This window comes from Tateyamaria sp., assembly GCF_039940735.1.
Taxonomy (GTDB): domain Bacteria; phylum Pseudomonadota; class Alphaproteobacteria; order Rhodobacterales; family Rhodobacteraceae; genus Tateyamaria.
Window position 1 is genome coordinate 56,143 of record NZ_JBDVGB010000084.1, and the last position, 15,663, is coordinate 71,805.

The following is a 15,663-nucleotide window of genomic DNA, read 5'->3' on the forward strand; positions in this document are numbered from 1 at the left end:
ATATAGGCCACCGCACGGCGTCGCGCAAGGACCAAGCCCGCTGTAGCGCAGGCGAACTAAGGACAGGTAAACGCGCCACTCAGTTGTCTTGGAGCGTGCGCCGCTCGTGGATTTCACGCTGCCGTATCGGCATTTTGTCGATGGTACGGGTCAATTCGCGCACATCCCACGGGAAAGGCTTGCGCAATTTAACTTCTCCGTCCTTGCCGATCAGCACCATCATAAAGCCACGTGGGCGCAATTTGGTGCGCAGGGCGGTTTGTAAAGATGGGTCCGTGTCGGTCAGTACAAGGATATCGCGTTCGACCAATTCATCGATGCGCGCCTCTAGATATTCGATCTGTAGGCCGAAATTTGGATCGTTTGGGCTGTCGGCAAATATGACGACAAGACGGTTTTCCCAGACAAATTGGCTTAAATCGTCAACTTCACCTTCGATGAATATGGGCGAAGCCGCGTCATCGTTGCCTTGTGCCGCAGCCAAAGAACCGCCCAAAAGCCCTGCAAGAACAATGGGTAATATCTGTTTCATGTGCTCTCCTGTTGCACACAATGTAGAGGTTTTTTCCCTGATTGCGACGGGGTGTCGTATCAATTTTAGCTTTAATCGCTCTGCAAGGCTCTTTGTGGCAGGTTTCCCTATGCGGCTTACGTTTGTGACGCTCGCAACGCCATTCAAAGGGGCAGGGATGAAAGTTATTTTACATATCGGTGCGCATCGGACCGGGACCACCAGCCTCCAAGCTTATATGCGACGCAACGCGAATGAATTGGGCGATCTTGGTGTCGGGTTTTGGGGACCGAAACACACCCGTAAAGGGCTGTTTTCTGGGATCCAACCGATGCAGGGACAGGGCCTGAATGCTGCACGTCGTGCGCGCGGGCGTATCATGTTGCAGCTGGAAACTGCGGCGCAAAATGGGGTCAAGACCCTGTTGGTCAGCGACGAAAATCTGATGGGATCGGTGCGATCGAACTTGCGAACAGGGCAGTTGTACCCGGATGTTGGTGCGCGTTTGGCGCGCTACATCTGTGGTTTTGATGGCGCGGTTGATAAGGTGGTAATGTCTGTACGCAGTTTGGATCGGTACTGGTCGTCGGCGATTGCGTTTGGGGTTGGGCGTGGCCACAATCTTCCGACGCCTAGACGCCGAAACGCGATTGCAGGCGATACCCGCTCGTGGCGGGATGTGATCGCTGATGTGTCCTGTGCCGCGCCCAAGTCCAAGATCGAAGTGATCCCATTTGAGGTCGTAGCAGGTCGTGTCGACAGTCTGGCAGCCGTTTGCGTCGAACACGGTGTTCCGCGCGATGGTGCCCGGGATTGGCTGAACCGGGCCCCTGATGCAGCACATCTGCGCAACTTGTTAATTCAACGCGGTGACGACGCAGGTGATGTGCCGGATGTGCAAGAACGCTGGAACCCGTTTGACCCCGCTGCGTGCGCTGCAATGCGCGAAACATATGCTGACGACATGCACTGGCTTGTGGCCGGGGCAAACGGTTTGGCAACCCTGACAGAAAAATTGGACCCGACACGCGTGAGGCAAAACTTACCACACGGTCTACGAAACAGAGGACAAGGACATGACAAGCAAGAAAGACGCGTGGCGCACCCTCGCTGAAGGCGAATTACGCGGCAAACCAGTCGAGGGCCTGACCTGGAAAACGCTCGAGGGCATCGACGTCGCCCCGGTCTATACCAAAGACGACCTTTCGGATGTGTCACACCTTGGCAGCATTCCCGGAGAGGCACCCTTTACCCGCGGCGTAAAGGCGACGATGTATGCGGGACGGCCTTGGACCATTCGCCAATATGCGGGGTTTTCAACGGCAGAAGAATCCAACGCTTTTTACCGCCGTGCATTGGATGCAGGTCAGCAAGGTGTGTCCGTCGCCTTTGATCTGGCGACCCACCGTGGCTACGACAGCGACCATGATCGCGTGCAGGGGGATGTCGGTAAGGCCGGTGTCGCGATCGATTCCGTTGAGGATATGAAAATCCTGTTCGACGGCATCCCATTGGAAAAAGTCAGCGTTTCCATGACGATGAACGGCGCAGTTATTCCAATTCTTGCCAGTTTTATCGTCGCAGGCGAAGAACAAGGGGTCGCGCGATCAACGCTCTCGGGCACCATTCAGAACGATATTCTCAAGGAATTTATGGTCCGCAACACCTACATCTACCCGCCCGAACCGTCGATGCGGATCATTGCGGACATTATTGCCTATACCTCTGCTGAAATGCCGAAATTCAACTCGATCAGCATTTCGGGCTACCACATGCAAGAAGCAGGCGCGAATTTGGTGCAAGAGCTTGCGTTCACCCTTGCTGATGGGCGTGAATATGTGCGCGCGGCCATTGCGCGTGGCATGGATGTGGATGCTTTTGCGGGGCGGCTGAGCTTCTTTTTCGCCATCGGCATGAACTTTTTCATGGAGGCATCAAAACTGCGCGCCGCGCGTCTGCTATGGCACCGCATCATGTCAGAGTTCGAACCCAAGAACCCCAAATCCTCGATGCTGCGCACCCATTGTCAGACTTCAGGCGTCAGCCTGCAAGAACAAGACCCCTATAACAACGTGGTGCGCACTGCCTATGAAGCGATGGCCGCTGTGCTGGGGGGCACGCAATCACTTCACACGAACTCCTTCGACGAAGCCATTGCATTGCCTACACAATTTTCCAGCCGTATCGCACGCAATACCCAGTTAATTCTGCAAAACGAAACCGGCGTGACAAATGTGGTCGACCCTCTTGCCGGGTCTTATTACGTCGAAAAGCTGACCCATGATTTGGCCGAAGCCGCATGGGCACTGATCGAAGAGGTCGAAGAGATGGGTGGCATGACCAAGGCGGTCGCGTCCGGCATGCCCAAGCTGCGCATCGAAGAAGCCGCCGCCACCCGCCAAGCGTTGATCGACAAGGGCGACGAGGTGATCGTAGGCGTCAATAAATTCCGCCTCGACAAAGAAGACCCAATCGACATTCGCGACATCGACAACGCCGCTGTGCGCGACAGTCAGATTGCGCGTCTTAACTCTATTCGCGCCGATCGGGACGACGCGGCATGCACCGCAGCCCTCAATGCCTTGACAGACGGAGCCAAAAACGACGGTAATCTACTTGAGTTGGCAGTGGAAGCCGCCCGCGCCCGCGCCACAGTCGGAGAAATCAGCATGGCCATGGAAGCCGTATTTGGACGTCACCGCGCCGAAGTCAAAACGCTGGCCGGTGTGTATGGCGCGGCCTACGAAGGTGATGCAGGTTTCGCCGCCATCCAAACATCAGTCGAAGAATTTGCCGAAGCGGAAGGCCGCCGCCCGCGCATGCTGGTCGTGAAGATGGGGCAGGACGGGCATGATCGCGGGGCCAAGGTCATCGCCACCGCCTTTGCTGACATCGGTTTTGACGTCGATGTTGGGCCGTTGTTCCAGACCCCCGCCGAGGCCGCGCAGGATGCCGTGGACAACGATGTGCATGTCATTGGCATTTCGTCGCAAGCGGCGGGCCACAAGACTTTGGCACCTCAACTTGTGCAGGCGTTAAAGGATGCTGGTGCCGAAGATATCATCGTCATCTGCGGGGGCGTGATCCCGCAGCAAGATTATCAGTTCCTTTATGATGCAGGGGTCAAAGCGATCTTTGGGCCCGGCACCAATATTCCGACCGCCGCGCAGGATATCCTGACCATTTTGAATGAGGCCCGCCCATGATCCTTGACCATCTTGTTGTTGGCGCCACAACCTTGGCCGAGGCTCAGGCCTATATCGAAGACAGGCTTGGCGTTGCGATGCAGCCGGGTGGACAACACGCGATTTTCCACACGCACAATACGTTGTTGGGATTGGACGACGGCCTGTATTTGGAAGCCATCGCGCCCGATCCCGACGCGCCCGTCCCCGTGCGTCCTCGGTGGTATGATCTGGACCGGTTTAGCGGACCTGCGCGACTGTCAAATTGGGCCGCGTCCGTTCAAGATATGGAAAGCAAGCTTGCCCAGATGCCGCAGGGATGCGGCGCGGCGGTTGACGTTGCGCGCGGCGATTTGCGCTGGCGCATGGCTGTGTCACCAGATGGAACAACCCCGTTTGACAACTTGTGGCCTGCGTTGATTTCATGGCCGAAGGGCATGCATCCGGCTGCACGGCTGACCCCGACAGGTCTGCGCTTAACGCGCTTTACGCTGATTCATCCCGACGCTGCGTTGGCCGCGACACTCGCGGAACATATCGTGGATCCGCGCATTTCGGTCGAGGTCGGACCAGTCGCAATGCAGGCCGAATTTGACACACCACATGGCCCACGCGTCCTATGATCGGTGCGGCCACAGCTGATGATGCCGATTGGATCACGAGTCTTTGGAATGAGGTCATCGCAGATACGTTTGTCACCTTCACAACTGAACCCAAATCCCAGACCGCCATCGCAGAAATGATCGCAACTCGCCCCGTTCTGGTGTTGCCCGATGCGATGGGCTTTGCCACCTATGGCCCGTTTCGCGCGGGTCCGGGATACGCGGCAACGATCGAACACACGATTTTGCTGTCGCCAAGGGCGCAAGGGCAGGGGCATGGTCGCACACTGTTGACCGCTTTGATGAACACGGCACGGGGCGAACAAAAACACATCATGGTCGCAGGGATCAGCGGTGCAAACCCCGGTGCCATCGCCTTTCACGCAGCTCTTGGATTTCAACAGGTTGCGCAGATGCCTGAGGTCGGGCGTAAGGGCGGGCAATGGCTTGACCTGATCTTGATGCAAAAGCAGCTTTAAACTTTATCTAGGCCCTAACATACGCCAGCCTTCCGCGATAAGCTGAGGCTTATGTCACTTTGGACCCGCATATCCGACGCAATCGCTGCCTTGTCCGCAGGTGAAGGGCTGGCGGCCATTTTTGACCAATTGCGCACGCCGCCCGAACGCAGTGTGGCCTTTGCGATTGCCGTCATCGGACTTGGCGCGAAAATGGCCAAAGCGGACGGTCAAGTCACCCGAGACGAAGTCACCGCCTTTCGCGATGTGTTTCACATCGCCGCCAAAGACGAAGCTGGCGCGGCGCGCGTTTTCAACTTGGCGCGCACGGATGTTGCGGGCTTTCAGGACTATGCGACCCGCATTCACACAATGTTTGCCGATCAACCCGATATGCTAACGGACCTGATGGAAGGCCTGTTTCACATCGCCATGGCGGACGGGTTTTACCACCCGAACGAAGATGCGTTTCTGGAACAGGTGGCGCATATCTTCAACATTCCCGACATCGAGTTCCGCGCCCTGCGCGCACGGTTTGTGCCTGATGCGGTTCCCGATCCGTATTCGGTTTTGGGCGTAACGCCGGATATGGCTTTGGAAGATATGCGCGTGATCTGGCGCAAATTGGTGCGCGAAAATCACCCCGATGCGATGATGGCGCGCGGCGTGCCCGAAGAAGCGGTGCGATTGGCAGAAAGGCGCATGATCGACATCAATCGCGCGTGGGAAGACATCAGAAGCGCCAAAACCTGATGCGCATCGCGACCTACAACATCGAATGGATGAACAGCCTGTTTGACGAGGACGGCGCGCTTTTGAACGATGACGGTTGGTCGGGGCGACACGGGGTGACGCGTTCGGATCAGATTGCGGCGCTTACGCGGGTGTTTCGCGCCATGGACGCCGATGCGATCATGATCATTGAGGCCCCGGATCAAGGGCGCAATCGCAATACCGTTGCCGCCCTTGAAACGTTCGCGGTTCATGCTGGATTGCGCGCGCGCCGCGCCGTCATCGGTTTTGCCAATAACACCCAACAGGAAATTGCGCTGCTTTATGATCCCGATCAGATCAGTGCCCGACACGACCCTCAAAATCACGATACGGCACCAAGCTTTGATCAAACGTTCTCCATTGATCTGGACATTGATGCGACCGAGGATCAAGTGGTGTTTTCCAAACCTCCGCTGGAATTGTTGATCGAAACCAAAGGGCGCGCGCAGCTGCGCATGATCGGGGCGCATCTAAAGTCCAAAGCGCCATTCGGAGCGACAACGCGTGATGAGGTCTTGCGCATTTCCATCGCCAACCGGCGCAAGCAACTGGCGCAGGCCATTTGGTTGCGGGCGCGTATTCAAAGGCATCTGGACGAGGGCGCGGCGCTGATGGTCATGGGCGATCTCAATGACGGGCCCGGCCTTGATGAATACGAAAACCTGTTTGGCCGATCCTCGGTTGAAATCATTTTAGGGCAAGGCGATCAGGCACTGCTTGATCCGCACGCCCGCCAAGGTTTGCAGCGCCGATTGGGCGCAACGCCCACCACATCGCGCTTTTGGATTCGGCAGGAAAAACGGTTTTTACAAGCGCTGCTTGACTACATCATGGTGTCACCTGATTTGGCCGCACGCGATCCACGCTGGCGCATCTGGCATCCTTTGGACGATCCAGAGTGCTGGGCGGATGGGGCTTTGCGGGATGCGTTGGTCGCGGCGTCGGATCATTTCCCAGTTACCTTGGATATCGATCTGGATAGTCCCATATAAAAGTCATGAAAAAGCTAATATTGATCGCGACCCTTGGCCTTTCTACCCCAGCGCTTGCGCAAGAACAGGCGGGCGACGGTCTGTCTTTGATGGAACGGGGCGCGCAGATTTTGCTTGAGGGGCTCATGCGCGAAATGGAACCGGCGCTGGATGACGTGCAAGGCTGGGTCGAAGAATTCGGCCCCGCCCTACGCGGGCTTTTGGACGAGGTGGAGGATTGGAGCAACTACGCGGCGCCCGAGATGCTCGAAAACGGAGACATCATCATTCGCCGCAAACCCACCGTGGATAAAGACCACCCAGCACCAGATGAAAACGGCCAGATTGATCTGTAAGGCGGATGTTTATCCGCCTTGACGCTTGCGTTGTTTGACAACCACCTTGGCTTGAAGCGAGCTTGCCAGCGAATTCAGCCGCGCCTCGGCCACTTCGCCAAACAACGGCATGGCGTCTTTGCTTAGGTGTAATTCCAGTAATTTCTTCTTGGGAAACCAGCGAAACGCGCCAATATTGGCATCATCGTTCATCCAAAGCATCGCGCCAAAGCGCATCGCTTTGCCCAAAATTTCTGCATCATCGCGGGTCTTTTCGTCGACCAAATCATACAGATTTTCGAAATGCGTACCCTCGCGCTTGTTCGTATATCGATGCAGCAAGGCCAGCCCCAAAAAGATGCGCTCGGAATGTTTCAGACCGCCCAGATTGGCGCGGGTGGCATTGTCAAAGCAAACTTCGGCCCGGTAATCGGGATGGGCGCGCCAACTGACATCGTGCAACAGACAGGCCGCTTTAATCAGGCGCTTGTGCGCGAAAGGGGCTGATTTGAAAATCGGTTCGATAAATTCATAAAGCAGACGGCCAAAGCCCGGCATGCGGGCATCCTTTGCCTCTGCAAAGCGGCAGGCTTCGACCAATGGGTCACGGTCGCGCAGACGTTGAGGCATTTGTTCATAAAGCATGCCTTCGCGGATGCCATAGCTTGAAACGGCAATATCCTGAGGTTTGAAACTTTTGATCAATCGCACCAACACCTCGGCGGCCATCGGCACCAGGGCCATCCGGGTAGAGGAAATGCCGCACTCGGCCCGCAATTCGTCGTGGTTTGGATGGGCTGCGATAAATTTCGCCGTCTGGCGCACCGCTTTTGGGGTCATGCGGTACTCGTGCAAAACATGCAGGGGATAGCCGCGTCGAAACATGTCGACCCGCGCGATGGCGCGCCACGACCCACCCACCAAAAACAGACGGTCGCGTTGGGTGCCCATCGTTTCTTCGAGGCGCGCGATGGCGGCCTTGATATGCACTTGGCGCCCCTTTTTGCCGCCCTTGATGGCTTGCAGTTTTAGTGGACCAAGGTCTGATGTCTCGCGCCGCCCCACGATGCCGCCTGAAATTTCTGCCAATTCCATGGACGAGCCACCAATGTCGCAGACAAGGCCATAAGACCCCGGCCAGCCAAGCAACACCCCTTGGGCCGAAAGCCGCGCTTCTTCGCGGCCGTCGATGATGCGTACAACCAACCCGGTGTCGCGTAAGACATCGGCGCAAAAATCCGGCCCATCACTGGCATCACGGACCGCAGCCGTCGCTACGACGGTAAGGTCGGACAGGCCCATACCTTGGGCCAGCCGTTGGAACCGGCACAGGGCGTTCAGTGCGCGCACGCGCCCTTGCGGGTTCAGGTGACCTGTGTCGGACAGGCTTGCACCTAGGGCACACATGATTTTTTCGTTGTAAAAATAGGCGGGACTGCGTGCAGCCCCGTCAAACACCACCAATCGGACTGAGTTTGATCCGACGTCGACCACACCGACACGGGCCAATGCGCGGGCAGAGGGGTCCTCAAACAGGGGGCGGCCAAAAAGCCCTCCGTCCTGATGCGGTTCGACCAAAGCGTTCATGAAGCCCCCGTGGTGCTTTTGACTTGGAACAGTGATGGACCAGAGGGCGGGCGGGGTCAATGTGCGGGGGATTGCAAAGCTGTGTGCATTTGGTCGGTCGGCGGCACTGTTTCGGCGCTGCCGAAATGCGCCCGCCCACCGACCCAAGTGACGCTTTAGTCTTCTGTATGGGTCAGTTTTGGCACATCTGACGCCCCGGCTGACCCCCGCCCTGAAAGCGATGGGTTTTCCATGAAAAAGCGGTGGCAATTGAAGGCGAAGGTTCCTGCGGCCAGTTTTGGACGTGTGAAGGTGCCGTCGGGCGCCATAACCCAGCTTTGCGCCACGTCCGCAAGGTTTGCAGCCATGACTTGGCTTACGATTTGGGCTTTGACCGTTGCATTTTCGATCTCGACCAGGGTTTCCACCCGGCGGTTTAGGTTGCGCCCCATCCAATCGGCGCTTGAGATGAACACGCGCGCTTTTTTGGATTGCACGCCGTGTCCGTTGCCAAAGCAGACAATGCGCGAGTGTTCGAGGAAGCGACCCACGATGGATTTCACGCGAATGTTGTCCGAGAATCCTTTGATACCCGGGCGTAATCCGCAGATGCCGCGGATCACGAGGCTGATTTTTACACCTGCTTGTCCCGCCGCATAAAGCGCGTCGATGACCTCGGCGTCCACAATCGAGTTCATTTTGGCCCAGATTTCGGCCGGTTTGCCTTTGCGTGCGTGTTCTGCTTCGGCGGCGATCATTTCCAACAATCGCGCCTTGAGCGTTGAGGGAGAAATCGCGAGGTTGTCCAGCCCCTCGGGCGGGGCATACCCGGACAGATAGTTGAACACTTTGGTTGCGTCGCGTCCCAGCTTGGCATCGCAGGTAAACAGCGACACATCGGTATAAATACGCGCTGTGATTGGGTGATAGTTGCCGGTGCCATAGTGAGTGTACGTGACCAGCTGCTTGCCTTCGCGTCGCACCACGGTTGAGATTTTTGCGTGCGTTTTCAGATCGATAAATCCATACACCACATGTGCGCCTGCCCGTTCCAATCGCCGGGATTGGCGGATGTTTGCGGCCTCGTCAAAGCGCGCTTTGAGTTCGACCAAAGCGGTGACGGATTTGCCGTCTTCAGCGGCTTCGCACAGGGCTTCAACGATGGGCGATTTTTTCGACGTGCGATAAAGCGTTTGTTTGATCGCAACGACGTTCGGATCCCGTGCGGCTTGTTGTAAAAACTGCACCACAGTGTCGAAGGTTTCGTAGGGGTGATGCAGCAGCATGTCCTTTTGGCGAATGGCGGACAGCATGTCGCCGTCAAAATCGGTGACCCGTTCGGGCATACGCGGCTTAAAACTGGGCCAAAGCAAGTCAGGGCGATCATCCAGCACCAGTGCGTTCAGATCAGCCAGCCCGATCATGCCATGCACTTCGACCACTTCGGCATCATTCACGCCGAGTTCTTCCATGATCACGGCTTTTAACGCTTTGGGTGCGCCGGCAGAATGGGTCAGACGCACGACTTCGCCGCGCTTACGCCGCTTCAGCGCGACTTCGAATTCGCGCACCAAGTCTTCGGCCTCGTCTTCGACTTCGAGATCGCTGTCGCGCAACACGCGAAATTCAAAGTGGTTTTTTAGCTTATAGCCGGGGAACAGGCTGGGGATGTGCAACACCAGCAGCGCCTCAAGCGGCAAGAACCGCTGACCCGGGCCGGGCAGGGCGATAAACCGGTCGATCTGTGCCGGGATTGGCAACAAAGCCTGAAGCGAGCGTTTGTCCGCAATCCGTTCCATTTGCAGCGCCAGCGCGTAGCCAGAGTTTGGGATGAAAGGAAATGGGTGGGCGGGGTCAATCGCCAGCGGAGACAATACGGCAAAGACTTCGTCCAAAAACACGTCGGCCAGATGCTTGATGTCGTCTTCGGTCAACTCGTCGGCCGTCAGAACGTTGATTCCTGCGTCTTCCATCGCCTTGAGCAAGTCGGACAGAACACGTTGCTGTTGCATCAGCAGTTTGCGTGCGTTTTCATCGATCATCACCAATTGTTCGGCGGGCGAAAGCCCATCGGCGGCAGGTGTGGTATTGCCCGCAATTGCCAGTTCGCGCAGGCCGGCCACACGCACAGTGAAAAATTCGTCTAAGTTTCCGGCGGAAATCGACAAAAACCGCAGGCGTTCCAGCAGCGGCACGCGGGGGTTTTCGGCCTCTTCCAACACACGCCAATTGAATCCCAGCCAGCTGAGTTCACGGTTAAAAAACCGTCCGGGTCCGTCGAGATCTAGATCAGGCAGATCGACCGGTTCGGGAAAGGGCGAGGCAAGAAAATCGGCGTTTGTCATGGCGGGTGTATGGCGATCACATATGAAATTTAAGTGACGCTTATCCCTCAGGGGTGGAGTGGTTGTCCAGCACTGTGCTTGCAAGGTTGCGTGTGACGGGTTTTTTGCGCGCAAGGCTGGCACCGTCAAGGGCGGCCACAACGCGGCGTGCGGCATCAAAACTGCGTTCGATCCGGGCAAGAAGATAAGGGATCACGTCGGCAGGTGGCGTTAGTTGTCGGTCGTTGAACAGTTTGACCAGTACGGCGGCCAACAGCGCGTCATCTGGCGCGTCTAGGTTGGCGTGGCCTGCGGCGTCGATGCGGCTTTGTAGGTCGGGCAGGGACATGCCCCAATGGGCAGGCGCTTGGGTCCCTGTCATCAGCAGCGGCAGGCCTGCGTCTTGCAACAGGTTATGCAGGTGGAACAATGCGGTTTGCGCCGGTTGATCGGCGCGGATCAAAGGCACGTCTTCGATGGCCACGGGGGTTTGCGCAAGGGTTTCGATTTGATCATTGCGCAGGTCTTGTGCGGGAATGATTTTGGCGTTGGTTTCGGTGGCCCAAACATGGGTCAGGTGGGTTTTGCCCGCCCCAGTTGCCCCGCTAAGCACCAGTTTTTGCGTAGGCCATCTGCGCCATCCATCCACCATTGCAAGTGCGACCGCGTTGCAGGGCGACACCATAAAATCGCCACGTCCAAGGGCTGCGCGGGCAGGTAAGTCTAGGCCCAGTTGGGTGGCCATGATTAGTCCTCGGCCTTTGGGTCGGCGCTATCGGACAGGCCAGTGTAAAGCAGGCTGAGTTGATATTGCCCGATCAAGAAACGCACAAGAACGCCAAGGGATGCCGCCATTGGCACGGCCACCAGCATCCCTACAAAGCCAAAGATCGCGCCGAACACTGTCAAAGACAGGATCAGCCAAACAGGGTGCAGGCCGACGCTTTCGCCCACAAGTTTGGGGGTCAAAATATTGCCCTCTGCCACTTGCCCAACCATAAAGATCACGGCAACCGCGATGATCCAGCCCCATTCCCCCCAGAACTGAAACAGGGCCAGCCCAATCGCCAATGCGCCGCCCACCAATGCGCCGACATAGGGGATGAAGGTCAGCAAACCGGCGACAAAGCCAACGACTAGCCCGAATTGCAGGCCAACACTCATCAACGCGATGGCGTAATAGGTGCCAAGGATTAGGCAGACTGTGCCCATGCCGCGGATAAAACCGGCGAGCGTTTGATCGATTTCTTTGGCCAAGCAGCGGATCACGGGCGCATGATCGCGCGGCAAAAGCTGATCAACACGGGCCACCATGCGGTCCCAATCCAGCAGCATGTAAACTGCAACAACAGGCACGATCACAAACAGCACAACGATGTTCAGCAAGCTTGCCGCCGAGGTCAGCGCAGAGTTCAGCAATGCACCACCGCGTTCTGAAATTGTTTGACCCAGCCCGTTAAGGTATTGACGCACGTTCGAGCTTTCGTCTTGTAGGCTGGGGAAGCGTTCAGACAAGAAGGTGCTGATATTACGGGCTATTTCCGGCGCTGCCTTGAACAGTTGCACGGCCTGTTCGATCAGGTTTGGAATGATCAGCAAGACAAACAGAACAAAAATCACGATGGCGGTGACGGTGATGATACCTGTGGCGGCACCGCGGCTTAACCCGTGTGCCTCAAGCCAATCCGCGACGGGATCAAGGAAATAGGCGATCGCAGCCCCGAGGAAAAAGGGCAACAACTGATCGCCCAGTGCAAAGAGCAGCAGGAAAAAGATGGCCGCGGCTGCGCCCCAATACTTGAACTGTTCGCGCACTGGCAGGGCCATGGTCGCCTCGTTTTGTTGGTCGTTGATCAACAAATGGGGGGTTTTGTGTGTACCTGCAAGGGGTTTGCGCGGCCAAGGTGTGACCAAAAGGAGCCCTGACGCGCACGCCATTTGTTTTGGGGCTTTGCCCCGGTGGCTGTGTCTGGCGATGCCGTCCCATTTGGCCAAAGAAGGGGCGTTGCGAGTGTGTCGCCTTTGCCCTAATCAGGTCGCGACAATTCTGGGAGTGTTTTGCCATGCGCATGAGCCGTTATTTTCTGCCCGTTCTGAAAGAAAACCCAAGCGAGGCGCAGATCGTCAGCCACCGCTTGATGTTGCGGGCTGGCATGATCAAGCAATCGAGTGCTGGGATTTATTCGTGGTTGCCGCTGGGCTTTAAGGTGCTGCGCAAGATCGAAGATATCGTGCACGAAGAACAGCAGCGCGCAGGTCACATGCCCATGCTGATGCCCACCATTCAATCTGCCGACCTGTGGCGTGAAAGCGGGCGTTATGACGCTTATGGCGACGAAATGTTGCGCATCAAGGACCGGGGCGGGCGCGATATGTTGTTCACTCCAACAGCCGAAGAGATGATCACCGACATCTTCCGCGCCCACGTAGGCAGCTACAAAGACCTGCCTTTGACTATGTATCAAATTCAGTGGAAATTTCGCGACGAAATTCGCCCGCGCTTTGGTGTCATGCGTGGTCGCGAGTTCTTTATGAAAGACGGCTATAACTTTGACCTCACCAAAGAGGACGCGCTGCACGCCTATAACCGCCATTTGGTCAGCTATCTACGCACCTATGAACGTATGGGTTTACAAGCCATTCCGATGCGCGCGGATTCTGGGCCCATTGGCGGTGATGACACGCACGAGTTTCTGGTTTTGGCTGAAACGGGCGAATCCGAGGTGTTTTACGACAGCGCAGTGACCGACCTAAGCTTTGGCGATCGTGACATCGATTATGACGATCACGCGCAATGCGCGGCTGTGATGCAGGAATTCACCAATCTGTACGCCCGCACCGATGAAACCCACGACGCGGCCCTGTTCGACCAAGTCCCAGAAGAACGCCGCCGTGTGGCGCGCGGCATCGAAGTGGGGCAGATTTTCTATTTCGGCACCAAGTATTCCGAAACAATGAAGGCCACCGTCCAAGGCCCCGATGGCAAGCCCGTCCCTGTGCACATGGGCAGCCATGGCATCGGTGTGTCGCGTCTGTTGGGTGCCATCATCGAGGCAAGTCATGACGACAAGGGCATCATTTGGCCCGAAGGTGTCACGCCCTATCACTGCGGTATTGTGAACCTAAAGCAAGGTGACGACGAAGCCGACGCCGCTTGCGAAGCGCTTTATACCAGCTTGAAATTGCTGGGTCTTGAACCGTTGTATGACGATCGCAAAGAACGCGCCGGGGGCAAGTTTGCAACGATGGACTTGATCGGGTTGCCTTGGCGCATCACGGTTGGGCCGCGTGGGCTTAAGAACGGTGTCGTCGAATTAACCTCGCGCCGCACAGGCGAAAGCGAAGAACTGGCACCCGAAGAAGCGATCAAGCGCGTCGCGGAGATTTACGCAGGGGTGTGATTTCGATGCGGCTTGCGATTGCGTTAGCGCTGCTGTTTGGGCTGGCCCTCCCGGCCACGGCACAAGAACTGCGCACGCAACTCAATGCGGTGGGGCTTAAGTCTGCCTATGATGACTGGCTGGTCGCCCAAAGCACGACTGGCACCTTGGGCATGGGCACCCGGTTGGACGATGGGCGCTGGGTTGCGCTGCGAGAATCTGAGTCAGACGCGGTTCAAATGGGCGAATTGGCCAGTGTCAGCAAATCTGTCACGGCGGCTTGTGCGTTGCAGTTGGTTGAGGGGGGGCAGCTTGAATGGTCCACGCGCCTGCCAGCCCTTTTGGGCACGGCCCCTGATGTTACAATTGCTGAATTGGTCACCCATACGTCCGGACTTGGCCCGGATTCGACGCAAGCCACAATGCCAAGCTGGCTGGGCCGCACCACGGATTCCACTACGCATTTCAGTGATCATGTGCTGAACGCCGTCAACGCGCGTGACGCGCAACAAGGCACCCGTGGGGCGTACCATTACAACAATGAAAACTACGCACTGCTTGGGCTTGCGATCGAGGCCGCAAGTGCCAGCCTCTATTGGGAAACGTGCAAAGCTGCGCTTGATCTGAGCGACGGCATATCGCCAAGCCCGCGCGCGGGTGCATTTCAGCCTTGGGGCGGGTTGCAGGCGCACCCCGACGCCTATGTTTCGTTTCTTGAAACGCATTTTGGTCCCAACAGCATCATTGGTGCGGACCCGTTCGCTTTGCCCCATGTCGAGATCGCAGAAGGTGTTTACTATGGTTTGGGCATGGTGTTCCGCCGTTTTGGCGACAGTTATAATTTCTGGCATTTCGGCGCGCTGTGTTTTCCGGGGCAGATGAATGCGGGCAGTTACGCCGTACTGTGGGAAGGCGAGGTTGGTGCTTTGGCGCTTTATGATGCATGTGTGGATTGGCCTGCGATGGGCGCCCTTGACGGGGCCTTGACGCGGGCGGTGTACCCGTGATCCTGCGCGCCGTTGCTTTGGCGGGTGGATTGCTGGGCGGGGCGACCGCATCCCAGTTCCCTGAATTTTCGCAACAATATACCCAACGTTTGGGCGGAGCTGTTGATGCACTGAGCGAGGTCGTCGCTGATTTCGATACCTCGGCGGCAAGTGCGGATTTGACGCGGGATGAAGCACTGGCGCAGATGCAGGGCACGGCCTTTTTGGACAGTCGTCGCGCTGACATGACACGGACCTTCACGCGCTATGACGGGCTGCGGGCCGATTTGGACATTTTGGAAAGTGCAGGACCGTTTATGCGGGCCTATCACGCCACGCGGCTTAGTGATCGCGAGGTGGCGCGCGCCGCGTTGACAGCGTTTGAACCAGCAGTGCCGATCAATTTAGCCGGTATAATCTTTGCAGGGACTGGTTTTTTTGCGGGATTGATAGCTGTCTGGATCTTCTTCAAAGCGCTGCTTTGGCCCCTGCGGCGCAGGCGCAGACCCGCTGCCGGGGCTTGACCTAACGGCTTGCGCCCGCCACTTGTGAATAAAACCCCGAGCAGGAG

The 15,663-nt window shown here is 57.1% G+C and carries 15 protein-coding genes; 10 read left to right on the forward strand and 5 right to left on the reverse strand.

All coding sequences use genetic code 11. The features are described 5' to 3' along the window. Positions 1–79: 79 nt before the first annotated feature. A complete protein-coding gene (locus ABJF76_RS17235) occupies positions 80–532 on the reverse strand; it encodes a DUF4174 domain-containing protein (RefSeq protein ID WP_413820940.1) in 453 nt (150 codons plus the stop codon). A 157-nt stretch (positions 533–689) separates the two neighbouring features. Here ABJF76_RS17235 and ABJF76_RS17240 point away from each other — a divergent pair, with 157 nt between their 5' ends. From ABJF76_RS17240 to ABJF76_RS17270, 7 genes are read left to right on the forward strand one after another with little or no spacing between them, the layout of a single operon-like run. Beyond that, positions 690–1,625 carry a hypothetical protein gene (locus ABJF76_RS17240; RefSeq protein WP_413820941.1) on the forward strand — a complete coding sequence of 312 codons (936 nt, stop codon included), beginning with the start codon at positions 690–692 and terminating at the stop codon, positions 1,623–1,625. After that, entirely contained in the window at positions 1,588–3,717 is a 2,130-nt protein-coding gene (gene scpA, locus ABJF76_RS17245) for a methylmalonyl-CoA mutase (protein WP_413820942.1), read from the forward strand. The genes ABJF76_RS17240 and scpA overlap by 38 nt, the downstream gene beginning before the upstream one ends. Continuing rightward, a complete protein-coding gene (locus ABJF76_RS17250) occupies positions 3,714–4,319 on the forward strand; it encodes a VOC family protein (RefSeq protein ID WP_413820943.1) in 606 nt (201 codons plus the stop codon). The genes scpA and ABJF76_RS17250 overlap by 4 nt, the downstream gene beginning before the upstream one ends. Further along, the gene (locus ABJF76_RS17255) at positions 4,316–4,777 is read left to right on the forward strand and encodes an N-acetyltransferase family protein (RefSeq protein WP_413820944.1); all 462 of its coding nucleotides are present in this window, start codon (positions 4,316–4,318) and stop codon (positions 4,775–4,777) included. The genes ABJF76_RS17250 and ABJF76_RS17255 overlap by 4 nt, the downstream gene beginning before the upstream one ends. 51 nt (positions 4,778–4,828) lie before the next feature. Then, positions 4,829–5,509 (forward strand): TerB family tellurite resistance protein, encoded by a 681-nt coding sequence (locus ABJF76_RS17260; RefSeq protein WP_413820945.1) that lies wholly within the window; start codon positions 4,829–4,831, stop codon positions 5,507–5,509. Then, positions 5,509–6,522 carry an endonuclease/exonuclease/phosphatase family protein gene (locus ABJF76_RS17265; protein WP_413820946.1) on the forward strand — a complete coding sequence of 338 codons (1,014 nt, stop codon included), beginning with the start codon at positions 5,509–5,511 and terminating at the stop codon, positions 6,520–6,522. Before ABJF76_RS17260 ends, ABJF76_RS17265 begins: the two co-directional genes overlap by 1 nt. 5 nt (positions 6,523–6,527) lie before the next feature. Then, the gene (locus ABJF76_RS17270; protein ID WP_413820947.1) at positions 6,528–6,857 is read left to right on the forward strand and encodes a hypothetical protein; all 330 of its coding nucleotides are present in this window, start codon (positions 6,528–6,530) and stop codon (positions 6,855–6,857) included. 9 nt (positions 6,858–6,866) lie between these two features. On the opposite strand, the gene ABJF76_RS17275 is transcribed toward ABJF76_RS17270, so the two are convergent. The 4 genes from ABJF76_RS17275 to ABJF76_RS17290 all read right to left on the reverse strand — a co-directional run bounded on the left by ABJF76_RS17275 (position 6,867) and on the right by ABJF76_RS17290 (position 12,553). Further along, entirely contained in the window at positions 6,867–8,423 is a 1,557-nt protein-coding gene (locus tag ABJF76_RS17275) for a Ppx/GppA family phosphatase (RefSeq protein WP_413820948.1), read from the reverse strand. 155 nt (positions 8,424–8,578) lie between these two features. Further along, a complete protein-coding gene (locus tag ABJF76_RS17280) occupies positions 8,579–10,747 on the reverse strand; it encodes an RNA degradosome polyphosphate kinase (RefSeq protein WP_413820949.1) in 2,169 nt (722 codons plus the stop codon). Positions 10,748–10,787: 40 nt separating this feature from the next. Beyond that, positions 10,788–11,471 carry a chromosomal replication initiator DnaA gene (locus ABJF76_RS17285; protein WP_413820950.1) on the reverse strand — a complete coding sequence of 228 codons (684 nt, stop codon included), beginning with the start codon at positions 11,469–11,471 and terminating at the stop codon, positions 10,788–10,790. A 2-nt stretch (positions 11,472–11,473) separates the two neighbouring features. Next, positions 11,474–12,553: an AI-2E family transporter gene (locus ABJF76_RS17290; RefSeq protein WP_413820951.1), complete on the reverse strand. Its 1,080-nt coding sequence runs from the start codon at positions 12,551–12,553 to the stop codon at positions 11,474–11,476. A gap of 236 nt (positions 12,554–12,789) precedes the next feature. Here ABJF76_RS17290 and proS point away from each other — a divergent pair, with 236 nt between their 5' ends. From proS to ABJF76_RS17305, 3 genes are read left to right on the forward strand one after another with little or no spacing between them, the layout of a single operon-like run. Next, positions 12,790–14,127 (forward strand): proline--tRNA ligase, encoded by a 1,338-nt coding sequence (gene proS, locus ABJF76_RS17295; protein WP_413820952.1) that lies wholly within the window; start codon positions 12,790–12,792, stop codon positions 14,125–14,127. Between the two features lie 5 nt (positions 14,128–14,132). Beyond that, the gene (locus tag ABJF76_RS17300) at positions 14,133–15,113 is read left to right on the forward strand and encodes a serine hydrolase (protein WP_413820953.1); all 981 of its coding nucleotides are present in this window, start codon (positions 14,133–14,135) and stop codon (positions 15,111–15,113) included. Further along, entirely contained in the window at positions 15,110–15,616 is a 507-nt protein-coding gene (locus ABJF76_RS17305; protein WP_413820954.1) for a DUF2937 family protein, read from the forward strand. The genes ABJF76_RS17300 and ABJF76_RS17305 overlap by 4 nt, the downstream gene beginning before the upstream one ends. Positions 15,617–15,663 lie beyond the last annotated feature (47 nt).

Bases quoted from the DNA above. Each gene is read 5' to 3' on its own strand.
- ABJF76_RS17235 (WP_413820940.1), bottom strand. From the start codon at position 532: ATGAAACAGATATTACCCATTGTTCTTGCAGGGCTTTTGGGCGGTTCT.
- ABJF76_RS17240 (WP_413820941.1), top strand. From the start codon at position 690: ATGAAAGTTATTTTACATATCGGTGCGCATCGGACCGGGACCACCAGC.
- scpA (WP_413820942.1), top strand. From the start codon at position 1,588: ATGACAAGCAAGAAAGACGCGTGGCGCACCCTCGCTGAAGGCGAATTA.
- ABJF76_RS17250 (WP_413820943.1), top strand. From the start codon at position 3,714: ATGATCCTTGACCATCTTGTTGTTGGCGCCACAACCTTGGCCGAGGCT.
- ABJF76_RS17255 (WP_413820944.1), top strand. From the start codon at position 4,316: ATGATCGGTGCGGCCACAGCTGATGATGCCGATTGGATCACGAGTCTT.
- ABJF76_RS17260 (WP_413820945.1), top strand. From the start codon at position 4,829: ATGTCACTTTGGACCCGCATATCCGACGCAATCGCTGCCTTGTCCGCA.
- ABJF76_RS17265 (WP_413820946.1), top strand. From the start codon at position 5,509: ATGCGCATCGCGACCTACAACATCGAATGGATGAACAGCCTGTTTGAC.
- ABJF76_RS17270 (WP_413820947.1), top strand. From the start codon at position 6,528: ATGAAAAAGCTAATATTGATCGCGACCCTTGGCCTTTCTACCCCAGCG.
- ABJF76_RS17275 (WP_413820948.1), bottom strand. From the start codon at position 8,423: ATGAACGCTTTGGTCGAACCGCATCAGGACGGAGGGCTTTTTGGCCGC.
- ABJF76_RS17280 (WP_413820949.1), bottom strand. From the start codon at position 10,747: ATGACAAACGCCGATTTTCTTGCCTCGCCCTTTCCCGAACCGGTCGAT.
- ABJF76_RS17285 (WP_413820950.1), bottom strand. From the start codon at position 11,471: ATGGCCACCCAACTGGGCCTAGACTTACCTGCCCGCGCAGCCCTTGGA.
- ABJF76_RS17290 (WP_413820951.1), bottom strand. From the start codon at position 12,553: ATGGCCCTGCCAGTGCGCGAACAGTTCAAGTATTGGGGCGCAGCCGCG.
- proS (WP_413820952.1), top strand. From the start codon at position 12,790: ATGCGCATGAGCCGTTATTTTCTGCCCGTTCTGAAAGAAAACCCAAGC.
- ABJF76_RS17300 (WP_413820953.1), top strand. From the start codon at position 14,133: ATGCGGCTTGCGATTGCGTTAGCGCTGCTGTTTGGGCTGGCCCTCCCG.